The following is a 16208-nucleotide window of genomic DNA, read 5'->3' as shown; positions in this document are numbered from 1 at the left end:
GTATGCCGAACTTCCAACTCACGTGTGCCTTAAATCTCGGTGGCGGTCCGGTCCCGTTCCCGTACGGACTCCAGCAGTAGCTGGGAAACGTCGCGCACAGTGACGTTCTCGCCACGCTTTTCGCTCTGCCGCTGCACGAGACCGTCGTTCAGCATCACGCGGCAGAACGGGCAGCCGGTGACGATCGTTTCGGCGTCGGTGCCGAGCGCTTCGTCGACGCGTTCGAGGTTGATGCGCTTGCCGATCTGCTCCTCCATCCACATCCGCGCGCCCCCGGCGCCGCAACACAGCGAGCGGTCCGCGTGCCGGGGCATCTCGCTGAGCGTCGCGCCGGTCGCGCCGACGAGTTCGCGCGGTGGCTCGTAGACCTTGTTGTGGCGGCCGAGGTAGCACGGGTCGTGGTAGGTCACCGGGCCGGCGTCGACCGGTTTGACCGGCGTCAGCTTGCCCGCGCGGACGAGGCGGTTCAGCAGTTGCGTGTGGTGCAGGACCTCGTAGTGCCCGTCCAGTTGCGGGTACTCGCGGCCGAGGGTGTTCAGGCAATGCGGGCAGGTGGTGACGATCTTGCGCGTCCCCGGTTCGCGGCCCTCGAACACCGCGTTCAGCGTCTCGACGGTCTGCTGCGCGAGCATCTGGAAGAGGAATTCGTTGCCGGAGCGGCGCGCCGGGTCGCCGGTGCACGATTCGTCGGTGCCGAGGATCGTGTACTTCACCCCGGCGAGATGCAGGAGTTCCGCCGTGGCGCGGACGGTCTTGCGGGCGTTGTCGTCGAACGCGCCCGCGCACCCGACCCAGTAGACGTACTCGACGTCGTCGGCGAGCTCACCGTCGAAGATCGGCACCTCGAAGCCGAGGTCCTTCGTCCAGGCGAGGCGGTCGGAGTTGTTCTGGCCCCAGGGATTCCCCTTGGTCTCGAGGTTCTTGAACAGCACCCCGAGCTCGCTCGGGAAGGCCGACTCGATCATCACCTGGTAGCGGCGCATGTCCACGACGTGGTCCACGTGCTCGATGTCGACCGGGCACTGCTCGACGCACGCGCCGCAAGTGGTGCATGACCAGAGGACGTCCGGGTCGATGACGCCGAAGTCCTCCTTGGTGCCGACCAGCGGACGCTCTTCGGGGGCTTCCTTCCCGTCCAGGATGTACGGCGCCTTTTCGAAGAGATGGTCCCGCAGGTCCATGATCAACAGCTTGGGGGACAACGGTTTGCCGGTGTTCCACGCCGGGCACTGCGACTGGCAGCGGCCGCATTCGGTGCAGGTGGCGAAATCGAGCATGCCCTTCCAGGTGAAGTCCTCGATCTTGCCGCGGCCGAACGTGTCGTCCTCGCCCGGATCCTCGAAGTCGATCGGTTTGCCGCCGGATTCCATCGGCAGCAGCGGGCCGAGCGCGTCCGGGAGCCGTTTCGCGGTGACGTTGACCGGCGCCAGGAAGATGTGCAGGTGCTTGGAGTAGAGCACGATCGACAGGAACGCCAGCATCACGCCGATGTGCAGCAGCAGCCCGACGGTCTCCAGTGGTTCGGTGACCGACGTCCCCAGCGGCTCCAGGAGTTCGCCGACGCCGAGGGAGACCCACGCGCCCGACTCGTACGGGAAGACGCCGACCGCCGCCGAAGCGCCGCGGAAGAGGAACATCGTCCAGATCACGTTGAAGATCATGAACAGGATCAGCCAGGCGCCGCCGGTGTGCGAGCCGAAGAACCGCGACGCGCGCTCCTTCCGTTCGGGTGCTTGGCGGATCCGGATGACCGCGAAGACCGCGAGCGAGACGAGTACCGCGACCGCGATGAAATCCTGCAGGAAACCCAGGACCGCCCAGTGCCCGATGAGCGGGATGTGGAAGTCGTGGTCGAACAGGGCGCCGTACGCCTCGACGTAGACCGAACCGAGGATCACGAAACCCCAGAACGTGAACAGATGCGCGAGCCCGGGGACGGACCATTTGAGCAGTTTGCGCTGTCCGAAGACCTCGGCCAGATGCGTTTTCGCGCGGACGGCCATGACGTCGGAGCGTTTCTCGTCCGGCTGGCCGGAACGGATCAGTTTGGCGAGCCAGGCGGCGCGACGGGCGGCGAAGGCGAGGCCGGCGACGGTGATGAGCAGACCGAGGATGAGACGAACGAGCACGAGTCCTCCGGGGGAGAATCGGCTCAGTGAGAGCCGGTGTAGTACCGGCACGCCTTGCAGGCGTACCGCATTTTGGCCACTCGCCACCGTTTTCGGTAGGCCTCCAGATGGCCCGGTCGTGGCGGATGCACGCCGAGCCTGCGGTGACGGCGGATCCGCCGTCCCGTTTCGAAGAGTTCGGTCGCCAGGCCGAGATAGGCACGCCTGAGCGCGATCCCCGGCTCCGCGGCGAGGTTGTCCCGGCAGAATCGGTGCAGCAGCGCGAGATCGGGCAGACCGGGGGAGGTCACGCCGGGGAGGTGTTCGACGACGCCGAGACCGGGATGTCCGGCGGGCACGGAGAATCTGGCGGGGAGTCCACAATGGACGCAGGTGAGCGTGCAACTCAGGCACCGGGTGACGTGGCGGATCCGCCGTTCGCGCTGATCCTCGTCGATCGTCTCGCGAACGTGCCAACCCAAGGGAGCCTCCCAAGACCGTGGTGTGTCCTGTGTCACTCTCAATACTGGAGAGTAGGGCTCGTCCCGATGGCGCGACAGGGCCAACCGGATGGCTTCCGGGCGGCCGGTCGGCGTAACGCTCCGCTCCCAGACCAGATCGCATTCAGAGGACTAAATGCGGGGAGGGATCGCGCACGCTTCCGCACACCGTGACCCAGTCGTAGCCGAAAACGGCCCGCCCGGCGTCACGCGCTGGTTATAGTCCTGACCCGGGGTAATGGGGGAGGGAACGACGGCGATGGGCGGGTTCGTCACCGCGGCTCTGGGGTTCCCGGCCGTGCTCTTCAGCTTCCTGCTGATCGTGGTGATCGGCTACTGGCTGCTGGCACTGCTCGGCGCGGTCGATGTCGACGACTTCGACGGCGGCGACGGGCTCTTGGCGGGCTTCGGCGGCGTCCCACTGTCCATTTCGCTCTCTTTGCTGATCGCATTCACCTGGTTCGCCAGCCTGGCAGGGACGGTTCTTCTCGATGACCTTGAGCTTTCGACACCATCGAGGATCGGGTTCGGGGTCGGCGTGCTCGCCGTCGCGCTCGTCCTCGGCACACTCGGGACGAGGGTGATCGTGGTGCCACTACGCCGGGTGTTCGGTCCCGCGAGGGAACCGAGCAGGAAGGACTTCGTCGGCAGGGCGGCGGTCATCCGCACCTCGTCGGTCACGCACGACTTCGGTCAGGCCGAAGTCGCCGCCGCCGACGGGTCGACGGCCATTGTGGACGTTCGGCAGGCGGGTCAAGGCAACCTGACGGCGGGCAGCCGCGTAGTTCTCTATGACTACGACTCCGAACGCGAGTTCTTCTGGGTCGAGTCTTTGGACATCTGAAGCAGAAAAGGAACACTATGGGTGCCATCAGCGTGGGGGCCGGCGTTCTGATCGCCGTGGTAGTTGTCATCCTCCTGGTCTTGCTCTTCACGATCACCAGGTTGTTCAAGAAGGTGCCGCAGGGTAAGGCACTGATCATCTCGAAGGTCCGCCGCGTCGACGTGACGTTCACCGGCGCGATCGTCCTGCCTGTGCTGCACAAGGCCGAGATCATGGACACCTCGGTCAAGGCCATGGAGATCACCCGGACCGGCCGTGAGGGCCTGATCTGCCGGGACAACATCCGCGCCGACATCCGGATCTCGTTCTTCGTGCGGGTCAACAAGACCGTCGAGGACGTGATCAAGGTCGCGCAGGCCATCGGCACCGAACGCGCGAGCCACGAGGCGACCCTGCAGGAGCTGTTCAACGCCAAGTTCTCCGAGGCGTTGAAAACCGTCGGCAAGCAGCTGGACTTCGTGGATCTCTACACCAAACGCCACGAATTCCGCGATCAGATCATCCGCGTCATCGGCACCGACCTCAACGGGTACAGCCTGGAGGACGCGGCCATCGACTACCTCGAGCAGACGCCGATGGCGCAGCTCGACTCCGCGAACATCCTCGACGCGCAGGGTATCCGCAAGATCACCGAGCTGACCGCGATCGAGCACGTGCGCACCAACGAGTTCCGCCGCAGCGAGGAGAAAGAGATCACCCGCCAGAACGTGGACGCCAAGGAGGCGATTCTCGAACTGGAGCGGCGGCAGGCCGACGCGGAGATCAAGCAGCGCCGCGAGGTCGAGACCATGCGTGCCCGCGAAGAGGCCGAGATCGCCAAGGTGCAGGCGGAGGAGCGGCTCAAGTCGCAGGCCGCCGGACTGCGCACGGACGAGCAGCTCGGCATCCAGCACCAGAACCAGCAGCGTGAGATCGAGGTCGCGGGCAAGAACCGCGAACGCGTGATCGCCATCGAGAGCGAGCGCATCGAGAAGGACCGGCTGCTCGAGGTCATCGGCCGCGAACGCGAGACCGAGCTGTCCCGGATCGCCAAGGACAAGGAAGTCGAGACCGAGAAGCGGTCCATCGCCGAGGTGATCCGCGAGCGCATCGCGGTCGAGAAGACCGTGGCGGAGCAGGAAGAGAACATCAAGAAGCTCCGCGTCGTCGAAGAGGCGCAGCGTCAGCGCGAGGCCATCATCATCCGGGCCGAGGCGGAGGCGCAGGAGAACCTCGTCAAGGACATCAAGGCCGCGGAAGCCGCCGAGGCCGCGTCGAAGCACAAGGCCCGCGAGGAGCTGACGCTGGCCGAGGCGCGCCAGCAGGCCGCCGAGCTGGAGACCAGGGCGAAGATCCGCCTGGCCGAAGGCATCCAGGCCGAGGAGGCCGCCGTCGGCCTGGCCGCGGCGCAGGTCAAGGAACGCGACGCCGACGCGCTGGAGAAGGTCGGCCGCGCCGAGGCCATCGTCGAACGCGAGAAGGCGATCGTGCTCGCCGACGCGATGCGCGACAAGCTCAAGGGCGAGGCCGAAGGTCTCACCGAGAAGGCCGCCGCGATGGCCGCGCTCGACTCCGCCAGCCGCCAGCACGAGGAGTACCGCCTGCGCCTGGAGGCCGAGAAGGAGATCCGGCTCGCCGCGCTCAACGTGCAGCGCGAGGTCGCCGAGGCGCAGGCCACGGTGCTGGGCATCGGGCTGGAGAAGGCCGACATCGACATCGTCGGCGGCGAGACCATGTTCTTCGAGAAGGTGATCGGCTCGATCGGCCTCGGCAAGAGCGTGGACGGTTTCGTCGAGCACTCGGACGTCGTCCAGACGCTCGGGAAGTCGTGGCTCGACGGGACGGGCAGCTTCACCGACGACCTGACCAAGCTGGTCGGCTCGGTGAGCACGGAGGACGTGAAGAACCTGACGCTGTCGGCCTTCCTGGCCAAGCAGCTGCAGGCGGGCGGCCCGGACAGCGGCAAGGTGCAGGAACTGCTGGCCATGGCGCAGCGGCTCGGCCTCGCTGACAAGTCCGTCGCCGCTCTCGCCCCCGCGAAGCAGTGACGACGACCGAACCGGCGGCAGGAACGGAGCAGCTGGACGCGGGCACCTACGAGGTGCTCCGCGCCCGGCTCGCCGCACAGGCCGCCGAACTGGCGAAACGCGCGGACGAGCTCAACACCGCGCGGCTCGGCGTCTTCGGCAGCGCGCAGCTCGCGCTGATCGGCACGGAGCGGATCCGCACCGCGAACAACTGCGTACCGCGTGACGTCGTGTCGGTCGGCGGGCGGATGTTGTTCGGCTACAACGTCTTCATCGGCCTCAAGCCGGAGACGACGGTCGATGACGTCTTCTCGTTGCACGGTTTCAGCCATGACGACGAGGCGTTCCGCTTCGACGACGTGCCTGCCGAGGAGCTGCCGGAGCTGTTGCGCGACGAGCAGTTCGTCCGCGATTTCGCCGAGCTGTACCGGTACTACCGGCAGGCGAAGCTGCTGCAGCTGCGGAGGGTCGAGGGCAAACTGCTCGCGGTGTTCCAGATCGGCCCGCGGACCGAGGACATCCGCGTGCTGCGCTGGGGCGTGGCCGCCGACGGCAAGGTGTCCTATGTGGACAGCCGAGGCGAACGCGATCACGTCTTCCCGCCGTCGCACGACTTCGAATGGGTCGAGACCGGCCGCGAGCAGCACGTCCTCGGCCGGCATCCGCATATCTCGATCGAGGACGAGGTGTTCGTCGAGACCGTCGGCGGCAACCTGACGATCAAGGTCGAGAACAACACCGAGACCGGTGAAGGCGTCTACTCCGAACCGGTCGACGAGCCACTGCAGAGCCTGGCCGACGCCGAGGTCTCCTACGCCAGGATCGGTCCGCTGATCCTGCTGAGGATGCTGCCGTACAAGGAGACCGAGCACCGGTACCTGGTGTTCAACACTCGCACCCGGAACGTGGTGCGCCTCGACGGGATCGGGCAGGCGTGCCAGCGGCTGCCCGAGGACCACGGGATCATCTTCCCCGGCGGCTACTACCTCGACACGGGTGTCAGCAAGACGTTCGACACCACTGTGGACGGTCTCGAATTCGAGCGCGTCATCCGTTCGCCCAACGGGGAGGACGTGCTCTACGTCTTCCACGCGCGGGCCGACGGACGCTCGCTGCTCCTGCCCTACAACGTGATCCGCAAAGAGGTCTCGAACCCGATCCCGTGCCACGGGTATTCGCTGTTCGACGACGGCACGATGGTGCTGTTCCGCGCGCTGTCCGACGAGCCGAGCCGCGTGCACCCGATGCAGGTGTGGCGGACGCCGTTCCAATCGGACACGTACGCCGCGTCGCAGCCGGCCGGGACGGGGCCGCTGGAGCGGGTCGGCAACGCCGATCTGGTCCGCGGGATCTCCGACTGTCTCTCGATCGGCCGGATGGTCGGCGAGATGGCGCCGTCGGCGGCGGTGTTCGAGGCGCTGATCGCCGCGTGCGCGCGGGTCTTCGACCACTATCACTGGCTCGGTGAGGCCGAACTCGGCGATCTGCGGTCGCCGCTGTCCGACGTCCGGGTCACCGCCGAGCAGGTGCTCGACGAATTCGAGACGGTCACCTCGCTCACCGCGCAGGCGGCCGAAGCCGTCGAAGAAGCGGCCGCCGAGACCGCGTCGCTGGTGCGCAAGGTCCGCGGCGAGGCGCTGAACGCGGCCGACGCGTGGGTGCGCAGGCTCGCGGAGATGCACCGTGCGCGCGGGCATCTCGTCACCGTGCGGGAGCTGCGGTACGTCGACACCGACCGCGTCGACAAGCTGATCGCCGATCTCGACACGGAATTCGGCGAGGCGGCGCAGCGGGCCGTCCGGTTCCTGCAGGGCGAGGACGCGTTCACGAGCTATCACGCCGAGGTCGACGGCCTCATCGAGGCGGCGGGCGCGATCTCGACCGTCGCCGAAGCGGTCCCGGTCGCCGAACGGCTGGACGAGCAGTCCGGCGGGCTCGAAGTCCTCACCGACGTCGTCGGCGGGCTGGAGATCGCGGACGCCGTGGTGCGGACGAAGATCCTCGAACGCGTCGGCGAGGTCATCGGCGCGGTCAACCGGGCTCGCGCGACCCTCGACGCGCGGCGCAAAGAACTGCTGGAGACCGAGGGCCGGGCCGAGTTCGCCGCCGAGTTCGCGCTGCTCGCGCAGGCCATCACCGGCGGTCTCGCGGTCGCGGACACGCCGGACCGCTGCGACGAGCAGCTCGGCAGATTGCTGCTGCAGCTGGAAAACCTCGAATCGCGGTTCGGGGAGTTCGACGACTTCCTGGCGTCGCTCGGCGAGAAGCGCACCGATGTCTACGAGGCGTTCTCCTCGCGCAAGCAGGCACTGCTCGACGAGCGGGCGCGCCGCGCGGACCGGCTGGTCGATTCGGCCGAGCGGATCCTCACGAGCGTGACCCGGCGGGTCGGCACGCTCGGCTCGGTCGACGAGATCAACACCTACTTCGCCTCCGACCCGATGGTCGCGAAGCTGCGCAGCGTCGTCGCCGAACTGCGTGAACTCGGCGATCAGGTGCGCGCCGAAGAGCTCGAAGGCCGCGTCAAGGCCGCGCGCCAGGAAGCCGGGCGCGCGCTGCGTGACAGGCTGGACCTCTACGGCGAGGGCGGCGAAACGATCCGCCTGGGCCGCAACACCTTCGCGGTCAACACTCAGGACATCGACCTCACCCTGGTGCCGCACGACGGCGGGATGAAGTTCGCGATCACCGGCACCGATTACCGTTCGCCGGTGCGGGATTCCGCGTTCGAGGAGACGCGGCCGTACTGGGACCAGCTGCTGGTCTCGGAGTCGGCCGAGGTCTACCGCGCCGAGTACCTGGCGACGTCGATCCTGGCCGAGCAGCCGGACTTGCAGGACGGCGATCTGCTGGATGTCGTCCGGCGTGCGGCGGGGGATCGGTACGACGAGGGTTACGCGCGTGGCGTGCACGACCACGACGCCGCCGCCATCCTGGCGGTGCTGGTGCGCCTGCGGTCCGCCGCCGGGTTGCTGCGGTATCCGCCCGCCGCCCGGGCCTCCGCCCAGCTGTTCTGGGCTTTCGGCGCCGAAGAGGCGGCGAAGTCCGCCTGGACCACGCGTGCCGCGTCGCTCTCGCGAGTGCGGGAGGCGTTCGGGCACACCACGGCGATCGACGCACTGGCACGGGAACTCGCCGACGCGATGGCCGCGTTCGCGACGTCCTCGGGGCTGACGCTGGATCTGGAACTGGCCGGCGAGTACCTGTTCGAGGAACTGGCCGACGCGTCGCCGGGGTTCGTCACCAGCGGTGGCGCGCGGACGCTGCTCGACAAGTTCCGGCTGGACCGCCGGAGCTTCGCCGAAGATCTGCGTGCGCTCGAAGATCTGGCGGATCGTCATCAGCTCGCCGAGGCATGGTTGCGATCCTTTGTGGACTCTACTGGTCTTTCTCGTGACGAACTCGCGGAGGCCGTCGCGATCGAACTGGCCGACCTGCCGCGATACGACTCTTCGGCCGAACTTTCGGCCACTGTGGACGGTCTGCTCGGCTCGCACCCGCGGATCGTCAACCGTTCACTGACCCTGCGGCTCGACGAGACACTCGCCAGGACTCGGCGATTCCGGCGCGATCGCGTCCCCGGTTTCCTTGCGTATCAACGGTTGCGCAACGACCTGGTGGCGGCCGAACGCGACAGGCTGCGGCTGGCCGAGTACAAGCCGAAGGTGATGAGCGCCTTCGTGCGCAACAGGCTCCTCGACGAGGTCTATTTGCCGCTGATCGGCGACAACCTCGCGAAACAGCTCGGCGCGACGGGCGACGCGCGGCGGACCGACCAGTCCGGTCTGCTGCTGCTCATCTCGCCGCCCGGCTACGGCAAGACGACACTCATGGAGTACGTCGCGAGCCGTCTCGGGCTGGTTTTCGTGAAGGTGAACGGGCCGGCGCTCGGACACGAGGTCACGTCGGTGGATCCGGCGGACGCGCCCAACGCGACGGCGCGGCAAGAGGTCGAGAAGATCTCGTTCGCGCTGGAGCAGGGCAACAACGTGCTGCTGTATCTGGACGACATCCAGCACACGTCGCCGGAACTGTTGCAGAAGTTCATTTCGCTCTGCGACGCGCAGCGGCGGATGGAAGGTGTGTGGGAGGGCCGGACGCGGACGTATGACCTGCGGGGCAAGCGGTTCGCCGTCTGCATGGCCGGTAACCCGTACACCGAGCAGGGCAAGCGGTTCCGGATCCCGGACATGCTCGCCAACCGCGCGGACGTGTGGAACCTCGGCGATGTGTTGTCGGGCAAGGAAGACCTGTTCGCGCTGAGCTACATCGAAAACTCGCTCACCGCCAACACCGTGCTGGCCCCGCTGGTCTCGCGGGAACGGTCCGATGTGGACGTTCTGGTGCGGCTAGCCCGCGGCGATGGCTCGGTGCGGGCGGATCAGCTGAAACACGCGTACTCGGCGACCGAACTGGAGCAGATCCTCGCCGTGCTGCGAAAACTGATCAAGGTGCAGCGGATCGTCCTGACGAACAACCAGGCGTACATCGCCTCCGCGGCGCAAGCGGACGCGTCCCGGGTCGAACCGCCGTTCCAGCTCCAAGGCTCGTACCGCAACATGAACAAACTCGCCGGCCGGATCGTGCCCGCGATGAACGACGCGGAGCTGGAAGCGCTGATCGACGACCACTACGCCGGCGAAGCGCAGACGCTCACTTCGGGCGCCGAAGCCAACCTGTTGAAGCTGGCCGAACTCCGCGGCCGTCTGAGCGACTCGCAGGCGCAGCGGTGGGCGGATGTGAAGGCGGCTTACCTGCGTGCGCAAGCGCTGGGCGGGGACGATGAGGACCCGATGAGCCGCGCTGTCGGTGCTGTGGGGCTGCTGGCTGATCGGGTGGGTGCGGTGGAGGCGGCTATTGAGCGGGCTTCGGAGCGGATGGTTGTGCGGGATGTGATGTAGGGCTTTTTGGGTTTTGACTGAGGCGGCCCATTGCCGGGAGACGGTGATGGGCCGCCGGTTTTGTTGCCATGGTGGACAGTCCTCGCGCTGAGGAGGCTCGTTGCCGAAAAACGGCGACGGCGTCTACGCGTCTTTCTCCATTGCTGGAATTGGTTTCACGTTATTGGCTGGTGATACTGATGTCGTGTGCGTTGCCGAAAATCGGCAATGCGTCTGCCGCTCGTGGGGTCGGGAATTGTCGGTGGTGGGTCGTATGTTCGTGGGGTGGATACTCATTCCGCGCCTGTGGCGCTCTTGGAAAGCCTCACCGATCCCGAGGTGCTGGCCGCGGTGAACGATGCCGCGATCCTGTTGGACGACAAGGATTCCGTCGCGTTGGCGCAAGCCGCGTCGGCCGGGATCGCACGCCTGGAAGCGGTCAGGTTCCGGGCGTTGGCGCAGCTGAACCGTCATCGTGAGGGCGTGCGGAGTGTGGCGCAGGAGGTCGCGTTCGCATTGTCTGTCACGGACAATCACGCGGGTGCACTGGTCGCCGCCGCGGACGCGCTGACCACCCGCCTGCCCCGCACGCTCAATCTGATGGACGAGGGAAAACTGGCTGGGTTCAGTGCGATGAAGGTCGCGACGGCCACCGCGTGGCTGTCCGACGAAGATGCCCGTGCGGTCGACGCCGTGCTGGAAGACCGGATCGGGGACAAGAACCCGGATCAGGTCCGGAAGGCGGCCAACCATGCTGCGAACACGATCGATCCCGAGGGCGCCGGTAAACGGGCCGAGCGGCATCGCGAAGGTCGTCGTCTCACGTTGCGGCAGGGCGAGACAGGGGTGGCGTCGATCGAGGTCGAGGATGGGCCGGTGGAGAAGGTCGCTGCTGCTTATCAGCGGATCGACCGCGAAGCACGCGCTCTCAGAACCGGTGGCGAGACTCGTACTCTCGACCAGTTACGGGCGGATGTCGCGCTCGATCTTTTGCTCGGCGGTCAAGGCGGGGCGAGCGAACGTAGCGAAGTGTTCCTGTACATGGATTTGTTCACCTATCTCGGCCTGAACGACGATCCGGCGGAGCTGGCGGGGCACGGCACGATCCCCGCCACGCTGGCCAGGGAGATCGCCACGGGTGGGAACAGTGTGCTGCGGCGGATCATCACCGATCCGCTGTCCGGGCAGATCCTCGATCTCGGCCGGGACAGGTACCGGCCCAGCGCGGGTTTGGCCGAGTTCGTGCGAGTGCGGGATCGTGAATGCCGAAGACCTGGCTGTCATCGTCCGGCGCAGGCGTGCGACATCGATCATGTGGTGCCGTGGCAGCACGGCGGGCATACCGCCGACACTGATCTCATCGATCTCTGCCGTCGAGATCACCGGTTGAAGGACGAACCCGGCTGGACCTACCACCTCGCATCCGACGGCACTCTGACGATCACCACACCCACCGGGCAGCGCTACGACAGCACACCACCGCCCCTGCACGAACCCCGTCCGGCAGTCGACGAGCCGCCACCGTTCTGAGCCGTCGCCGGAAAACGGCAACGGGGCTTCGGCGTTCCGGCCTGTCGCTGGAATACGGCGACAGGCGAGTTGTGTGTGACGGGGGCTGGACTTAGGGGTCGTAACAGAATGATCTTGGGGTGTGGTTTGATGCCGTGTCTCGGTGATCGTCTGTGAGGGGTGGGCTGGTGGGACAGCGGCGTCCGTGGGAGGTCGATGACGGTCTGTGGGAACGGATCGAGCCGTTGTTGCCGAAGGTGGAGCGTCGGTTCAGGCATCCGGGGCGTAAGCGGTTGGACGACCGCAAGGCGTTGTGCGGGATCATGTTCGTGCTCTATACCGCGATCCCGTGGGAGTTCCTGCCCCAAGAGCTGGGTTATGGGTCGGGTATGACGTGCTGGCGTCGGTTGCGGGATTGGACCGAGGCCGGGGTGTGGCAGCGGTTGCACGAGCTGCTGCTGGCGGAGCTGCACGCGGCGGGCCAGCTGGACTGGTCACGGGCAGCCGTTGATGGATCGCATGTGCGGGCGTTAAAAGGGGGCCGAAAACCGGCCCCAGCCCGGTCGATCGAGCCCGTGTCGGGTCGAAACACCATGTGATCACCGACGGAACCGGTATTCCTTTGGCGGCCACCCTGACCGGCGGGAACCGGCACGACGTCACCCAGCTGATGCCGCTGATCCACGCGATCCCAGCCGTGCGGGGCCGCCGTGGACGGCCCCGCCGGCGGCCACAACGGCTCTACGCCGACCGCGCCTACGACCACGACAAGTACCGCAAGCTTGTCCGCGCCGCGGGAATCACACCTCTCATCGCCCGCCGAGGCCAGGAACACGGCTCCGGCCTCGGCGTCCACCGCTGGGTCGTCGAGGGCGCCTTCGCCCTGCTGCACTGGTTCCGGCGGCTACGCATCCGCTGGGAGATCCGCGACGACATCCACGAAGCCTTCCTCACCCTCGGCTGCGCCATCATCTGCTGGCGCAGACTCAAAGCCCACTCAATCTGTTAGGACCCCTTAGTCGGAGCTGAGAAGTCCCGCTGTTCCGGTGCGTTGCCGAAATGCGGCAACAAGCGGGTCATGCGCAGAGGATTGGACGTTCGCCTGAAGCTGTCAACTCACACCGTCCGAAGCGTCACCGGAAAGCGGCGACGGGGCAATCGCCAACAGCTCAACACCCCAACCCTCAACACCCCAAAGCCGCCAACTGCCCCACCGTGAGCCGTTCCACCAAAGGAACCGCCCGATACTCCCCACCACGGCAATCCACCCGCACCGGCCCGGCGATATGTGGATGTTCCTCCACCACAAGCAAAGCCGCCGCAACCCGATCAAGCGACCATCCCAGCGCGTCCGCGAGGGCCGAAACGGAAAGCGCGCGGCCGGCATGCAGAAGGGCGGCGAGTACGGTCAAGGCGTCACCGGCGAACACCGCGACCCGGTCGTCGAGCATGATTTCGTTGATACGCGCGTGAAATCGGGAGAGGTCGTCCATGCGGGCGCCCGCGGGGGTCGAGGTGCCGAGGACTTCGGCGCCCCGGCGTGAGACCCGCACCCATTCCTGATTGGACCGGACGCTTTCGTTCCACACCCGTTGCGGCATTTCCTCGTCGATGACGTAGCGCTCGCGCCGTCCGTCCCGTTCCCGCCGGAGCATCGCCTGGGATTCGAGGTAGGCGACGGCGTTCGAGATCGACGCCGGGCTGACCTGGAGCCGCTGGGCGAGTTCGGCGGCGCTGAGTACGCCGTTGTCGCTGACGGACAGGCACGCGAGCAGCCGCGCGGTCATGCGGGGGAGGCCGGTCGCGACGATCATCTCGGCGAACTCGGTTTCGAAGGCGCGGACGGCTTCGGGGTCGCGGCCGTAGCCGTTTTCGACGACGGGCACAGCACGCGGCTGGGGTTTGCCGCGACGCGCGCGTTCTCCGGTCACCCTGGTCGCTTCTTCGGCGCGGTAGCCGGCTTGGCCGCTGTTGCGCGCGACCTCACGGCTGATCGTCGACGTCGGACGCCCGAGCCGCCGGCCGATCTCGGCGTAACCGAGGCCGTCCTTGAGCCAGGTCGCGATCAGCCGACGGTCCTCCTGGGTCAGTCTGCCGCCCGGCATGGGCACCTCCTGTGCGTTCACCCGCAGATCATTGCAACGTGCCGTTGCATTCACCGACAAGATCGTTGCAACGATTTACGGAAATCTACCAGCAAGAACGGCAAAAAAGCCAGTCCGTAGCTTTGAAGAGAATCTGAATGCAACGTAGCCTTTGGGCATCGGTAAAAACTGGGAGGAACAGAAATGACCACCTCGGTCCCACATCTCACCGAGCTGCCCCTGGAACGCCCGAAGGGCTGCCCGTTCGACCCGCCCGCCGAGCTCGGGACGCTGCGTGACGAGCACCCGCTCGTCCGGCTGACGTTCCCCGACGGGCACGAAGGCTGGCTCGCGACCGGCCACACGATCGCGCGGGCGGTCCTCGCGGATCCCCGGTTCAGTGCCCGGCAGGAGCTGATGCACTCGCCGCTGCCGGGAGCGGCCGCGATGATGGAGATGCCGCCCGCGGCGCCGGGGATGTTCATCAAGATGGACGATCCCGAACACGGCCACTACCGCAAGCTGCTCACCGGCAAGTTCACCGTCCGCCGGATGCGGCTGCTCAGCGAGCGGGTCGAGCAGGTGACCACCGAGTACCTCGACGCGATGGAGCGCCAGGGAACGACGGCCGATCTGGTGCCCGCCTTCGCGCAGCCCATTCCGGCGCTGATGATCTGCGAGCTGCTCGGCGTTCCCTACGAGGACCACGAGTTCTTCCGCCGCAACGTCATGCCGCTGAACCTGCCGGACGCTTCGGCCGAGGAGCAGGGAGCCGCCATCGACGCGTTGGGGCAGTACCTCTACAAGCTCATCGTGGCGAAGCGGGCCGAGCCGACCGATGACATCCTCGGCGAGCTGACGACCACGGAGCTCACGGACGAGGAGCTGACCAGCATCGCATTCCTCTTGCTGGGAGCCGGACTCGACACCACGGCCAACATGCTCGCGCTGGGCACCTTCGCTCTTCTCCAGCACCCTGACCAGCTCGCGGCCCTGCGCGAGGACCCGGAGCTCATCGACGGCGCGATCGAGGAACTGCTGCGCTACCTGACCATCACGCACACCGGGGCGCGCACCGCGCTCGAAGACGTCGAGATCGGCGGGCAGCTCGTCAAAGCCGGGGAAGCGGTCGCGCTTTCGGCCCAGGCCGCCAACCGCGATCCGCTGAAGTTCCCGGAACCCGACCGGCTCGACATCCGGCGGAACGCAGCCGGGCACGCCTCTTTCGGGCACGGGGTGCACCAGTGCCTCGGTCAGCAGCTCGCGCGTGTGCAGATGAAGGTCGCTTTCACCGGGCTGCTCGCCCGGTTCCCGAAGCTGCGCCTGGCCGTTCCGGCCGACGAGATCCCGATGCGGACGGACTCCGACATCTACGGGGTGTACGCGCTCCCGGTGGCCTGGAGCTGATCGCGATGAGGCTCGAAGTGGACCGGGAACGCTGTGTGGGCGCCGGAATGTGCGTGCTGACCGCGCCGGAGGTGTTCGCGCAGGACGAGGAAGACGGCCGGGTCCGGTTGCTGGACCGCGATCCGGCGGAGATCGGCGACGCCGTGCAGTTGTGCCCGGCCGCGGCGATCACGGCGAACGCCTGAAGAACACCCAAGCCAGGGGGTGCCGGGCGGGCACCCCCTGGCGCGGGGATCAGCCGATTTCCGCGAGAACCTTGCCCGCGTCGGCGCTCTGGACGGCGGTGCCGGCGTAGAGCTGCTGGACCCTGGCCTTCTCCTGGGCGTTGGGGTTCACGTTGGCGCAGCTGACGCCGCCGGTCGAGCCGGACATCAGCGACGAGCACGGCCCGGGCTTCACGTCGGGCAGGCCGAGGCTGTGGCCCAGTTCGTGCGACGCGATGCGGGTCTTGTTGTAGCCCTGCTGGACGGCCTGCCTGCCGTACCACACGGTGACCGTGCCGCTCGGGCGAACGGGGCCGAGGGTGGCGCGCGGCCAGCCGTTGTCGGCGATGATCCGGATGTTGACCCGCTGGCCCGGCGTCGCCTTCACGAGACGGACGTTGGTGACGTTGGTGTTCCAGACGTTGACGCCGGCGGCCACCGCGTCCTTGAACTCCGCGGCCTGGCTGTCGTCGTAGGTCAGGGTGGTCGCCATGATCTCGGCGGCACCCGCGGAGGGTGCCGTGAGCACCGAGATGGAGAGCGCGGCGCCGGTGAGCACCGCGGCGAAGGTACGTCGAAGCACGTTTGAACTCCTCGCGTCTAAGGCGTGCTGGAATTTCGGAGCAGTGTCGACACTGAACCTGTCGAAGCGCTCGGGGTACCCGCC

The 16208-nt window shown here is 67.1% G+C and carries 11 protein-coding genes; 7 read left to right on the top strand and 4 right to left on the bottom strand.

Features of this window, described 5'->3' with window-relative positions; all coding sequences use genetic code 11:
• Positions 1-29 precede the first annotated feature (29 nt).
• Both AJAP_RS32310 and AJAP_RS32305 read right to left on the bottom strand, forming a co-directional pair.
• Positions 30-2129, bottom strand: coding sequence for a (Fe-S)-binding protein (locus AJAP_RS32310; RefSeq protein ID WP_038518540.1), 2100 nt, complete (start codon positions 2127-2129; stop codon positions 30-32).
• Between the two features lie 23 nt (positions 2130-2152).
• Entirely contained in the window at positions 2153-2590 is a 438-nt protein-coding gene (locus AJAP_RS32305; protein ID WP_038518537.1) for a hypothetical protein, read from the bottom strand.
• 277 nt (positions 2591-2867) lie between these two features.
• Between AJAP_RS32305 and AJAP_RS32300 the strand changes: the two genes are divergently transcribed.
• From AJAP_RS32300 to AJAP_RS43245, 5 genes are all read left to right on the top strand, one after another.
• The gene (locus AJAP_RS32300) at positions 2868-3452 is read left to right on the top strand and encodes a hypothetical protein (RefSeq protein WP_037346159.1); all 585 of its coding nucleotides are present in this window, start codon (positions 2868-2870) and stop codon (positions 3450-3452) included.
• A gap of 80 nt (positions 3453-3532) precedes the next feature.
• Positions 3533-5479 carry a flotillin family protein gene (locus tag AJAP_RS32295; RefSeq protein ID WP_228694680.1) on the top strand — a complete coding sequence of 649 codons (1947 nt, stop codon included), beginning with the start codon at positions 3533-3535 and terminating at the stop codon, positions 5477-5479.
• Complete coding sequence (locus AJAP_RS32290) at positions 5476-10359, top strand: DNA repair ATPase (RefSeq protein WP_038518531.1); 4884 nt, start codon at positions 5476-5478, stop codon at positions 10357-10359. Before AJAP_RS32295 ends, AJAP_RS32290 begins: the two co-directional genes overlap by 4 nt.
• A gap of 285 nt (positions 10360-10644) precedes the next feature.
• Positions 10645-11868, top strand: a complete 1224-nt coding sequence (locus tag AJAP_RS32285) for an HNH endonuclease signature motif containing protein (protein WP_038518529.1) — start codon at positions 10645-10647, stop codon at positions 11866-11868.
• Between the two features lie 167 nt (positions 11869-12035).
• A protein-coding gene (locus AJAP_RS43245) for an IS5 family transposase (RefSeq protein WP_456061776.1) occupies positions 12036-12856 on the top strand; the annotation gives its coding sequence in 2 pieces (ribosomal slippage) (positions 12036-12378 and positions 12378-12856; 822 coding nt in all).
• Positions 12857-13031: 175 nt separating this feature from the next.
• On the opposite strand, the gene AJAP_RS32270 is transcribed toward AJAP_RS43245, so the two are convergent.
• Positions 13032-13952, bottom strand: a complete 921-nt coding sequence (locus AJAP_RS32270) for a MarR family transcriptional regulator (protein WP_038518526.1) — start codon at positions 13950-13952, stop codon at positions 13032-13034.
• 183 nt (positions 13953-14135) lie between these two features.
• Here AJAP_RS32270 and AJAP_RS32265 point away from each other — a divergent pair, with 183 nt between their 5' ends.
• Together AJAP_RS32265 and AJAP_RS32260 are read left to right on the top strand one after the other, a co-directional pair.
• Positions 14136-15338 carry a cytochrome P450 gene (locus AJAP_RS32265; RefSeq protein ID WP_038518523.1) on the top strand — a complete coding sequence of 401 codons (1203 nt, stop codon included), beginning with the start codon at positions 14136-14138 and terminating at the stop codon, positions 15336-15338.
• A 5-nt stretch (positions 15339-15343) separates the two neighbouring features.
• Complete coding sequence (locus AJAP_RS32260) at positions 15344-15523, top strand: ferredoxin (RefSeq protein ID WP_037346172.1); 180 nt, start codon at positions 15344-15346, stop codon at positions 15521-15523.
• Positions 15524-15572: 49 nt separating this feature from the next.
• On the opposite strand, the gene AJAP_RS32255 is transcribed toward AJAP_RS32260, so the two are convergent.
• Entirely contained in the window at positions 15573-16124 is a 552-nt protein-coding gene (locus AJAP_RS32255) for a snapalysin family zinc-dependent metalloprotease (RefSeq protein ID WP_038518521.1), read from the bottom strand.
• Between the last annotated feature and the right edge of the window lie 84 nt (positions 16125-16208).

The sequence above is a fragment of the Amycolatopsis japonica genome, from assembly GCF_000732925.1.
GTDB classification, from domain to species: Bacteria; Actinomycetota; Actinomycetes; order Mycobacteriales; family Pseudonocardiaceae; genus Amycolatopsis; species Amycolatopsis japonica.
The sequence above is the reverse complement of the archived record's forward strand: the minus strand, read 5'-3'. Positions and strand labels throughout refer to the sequence as shown.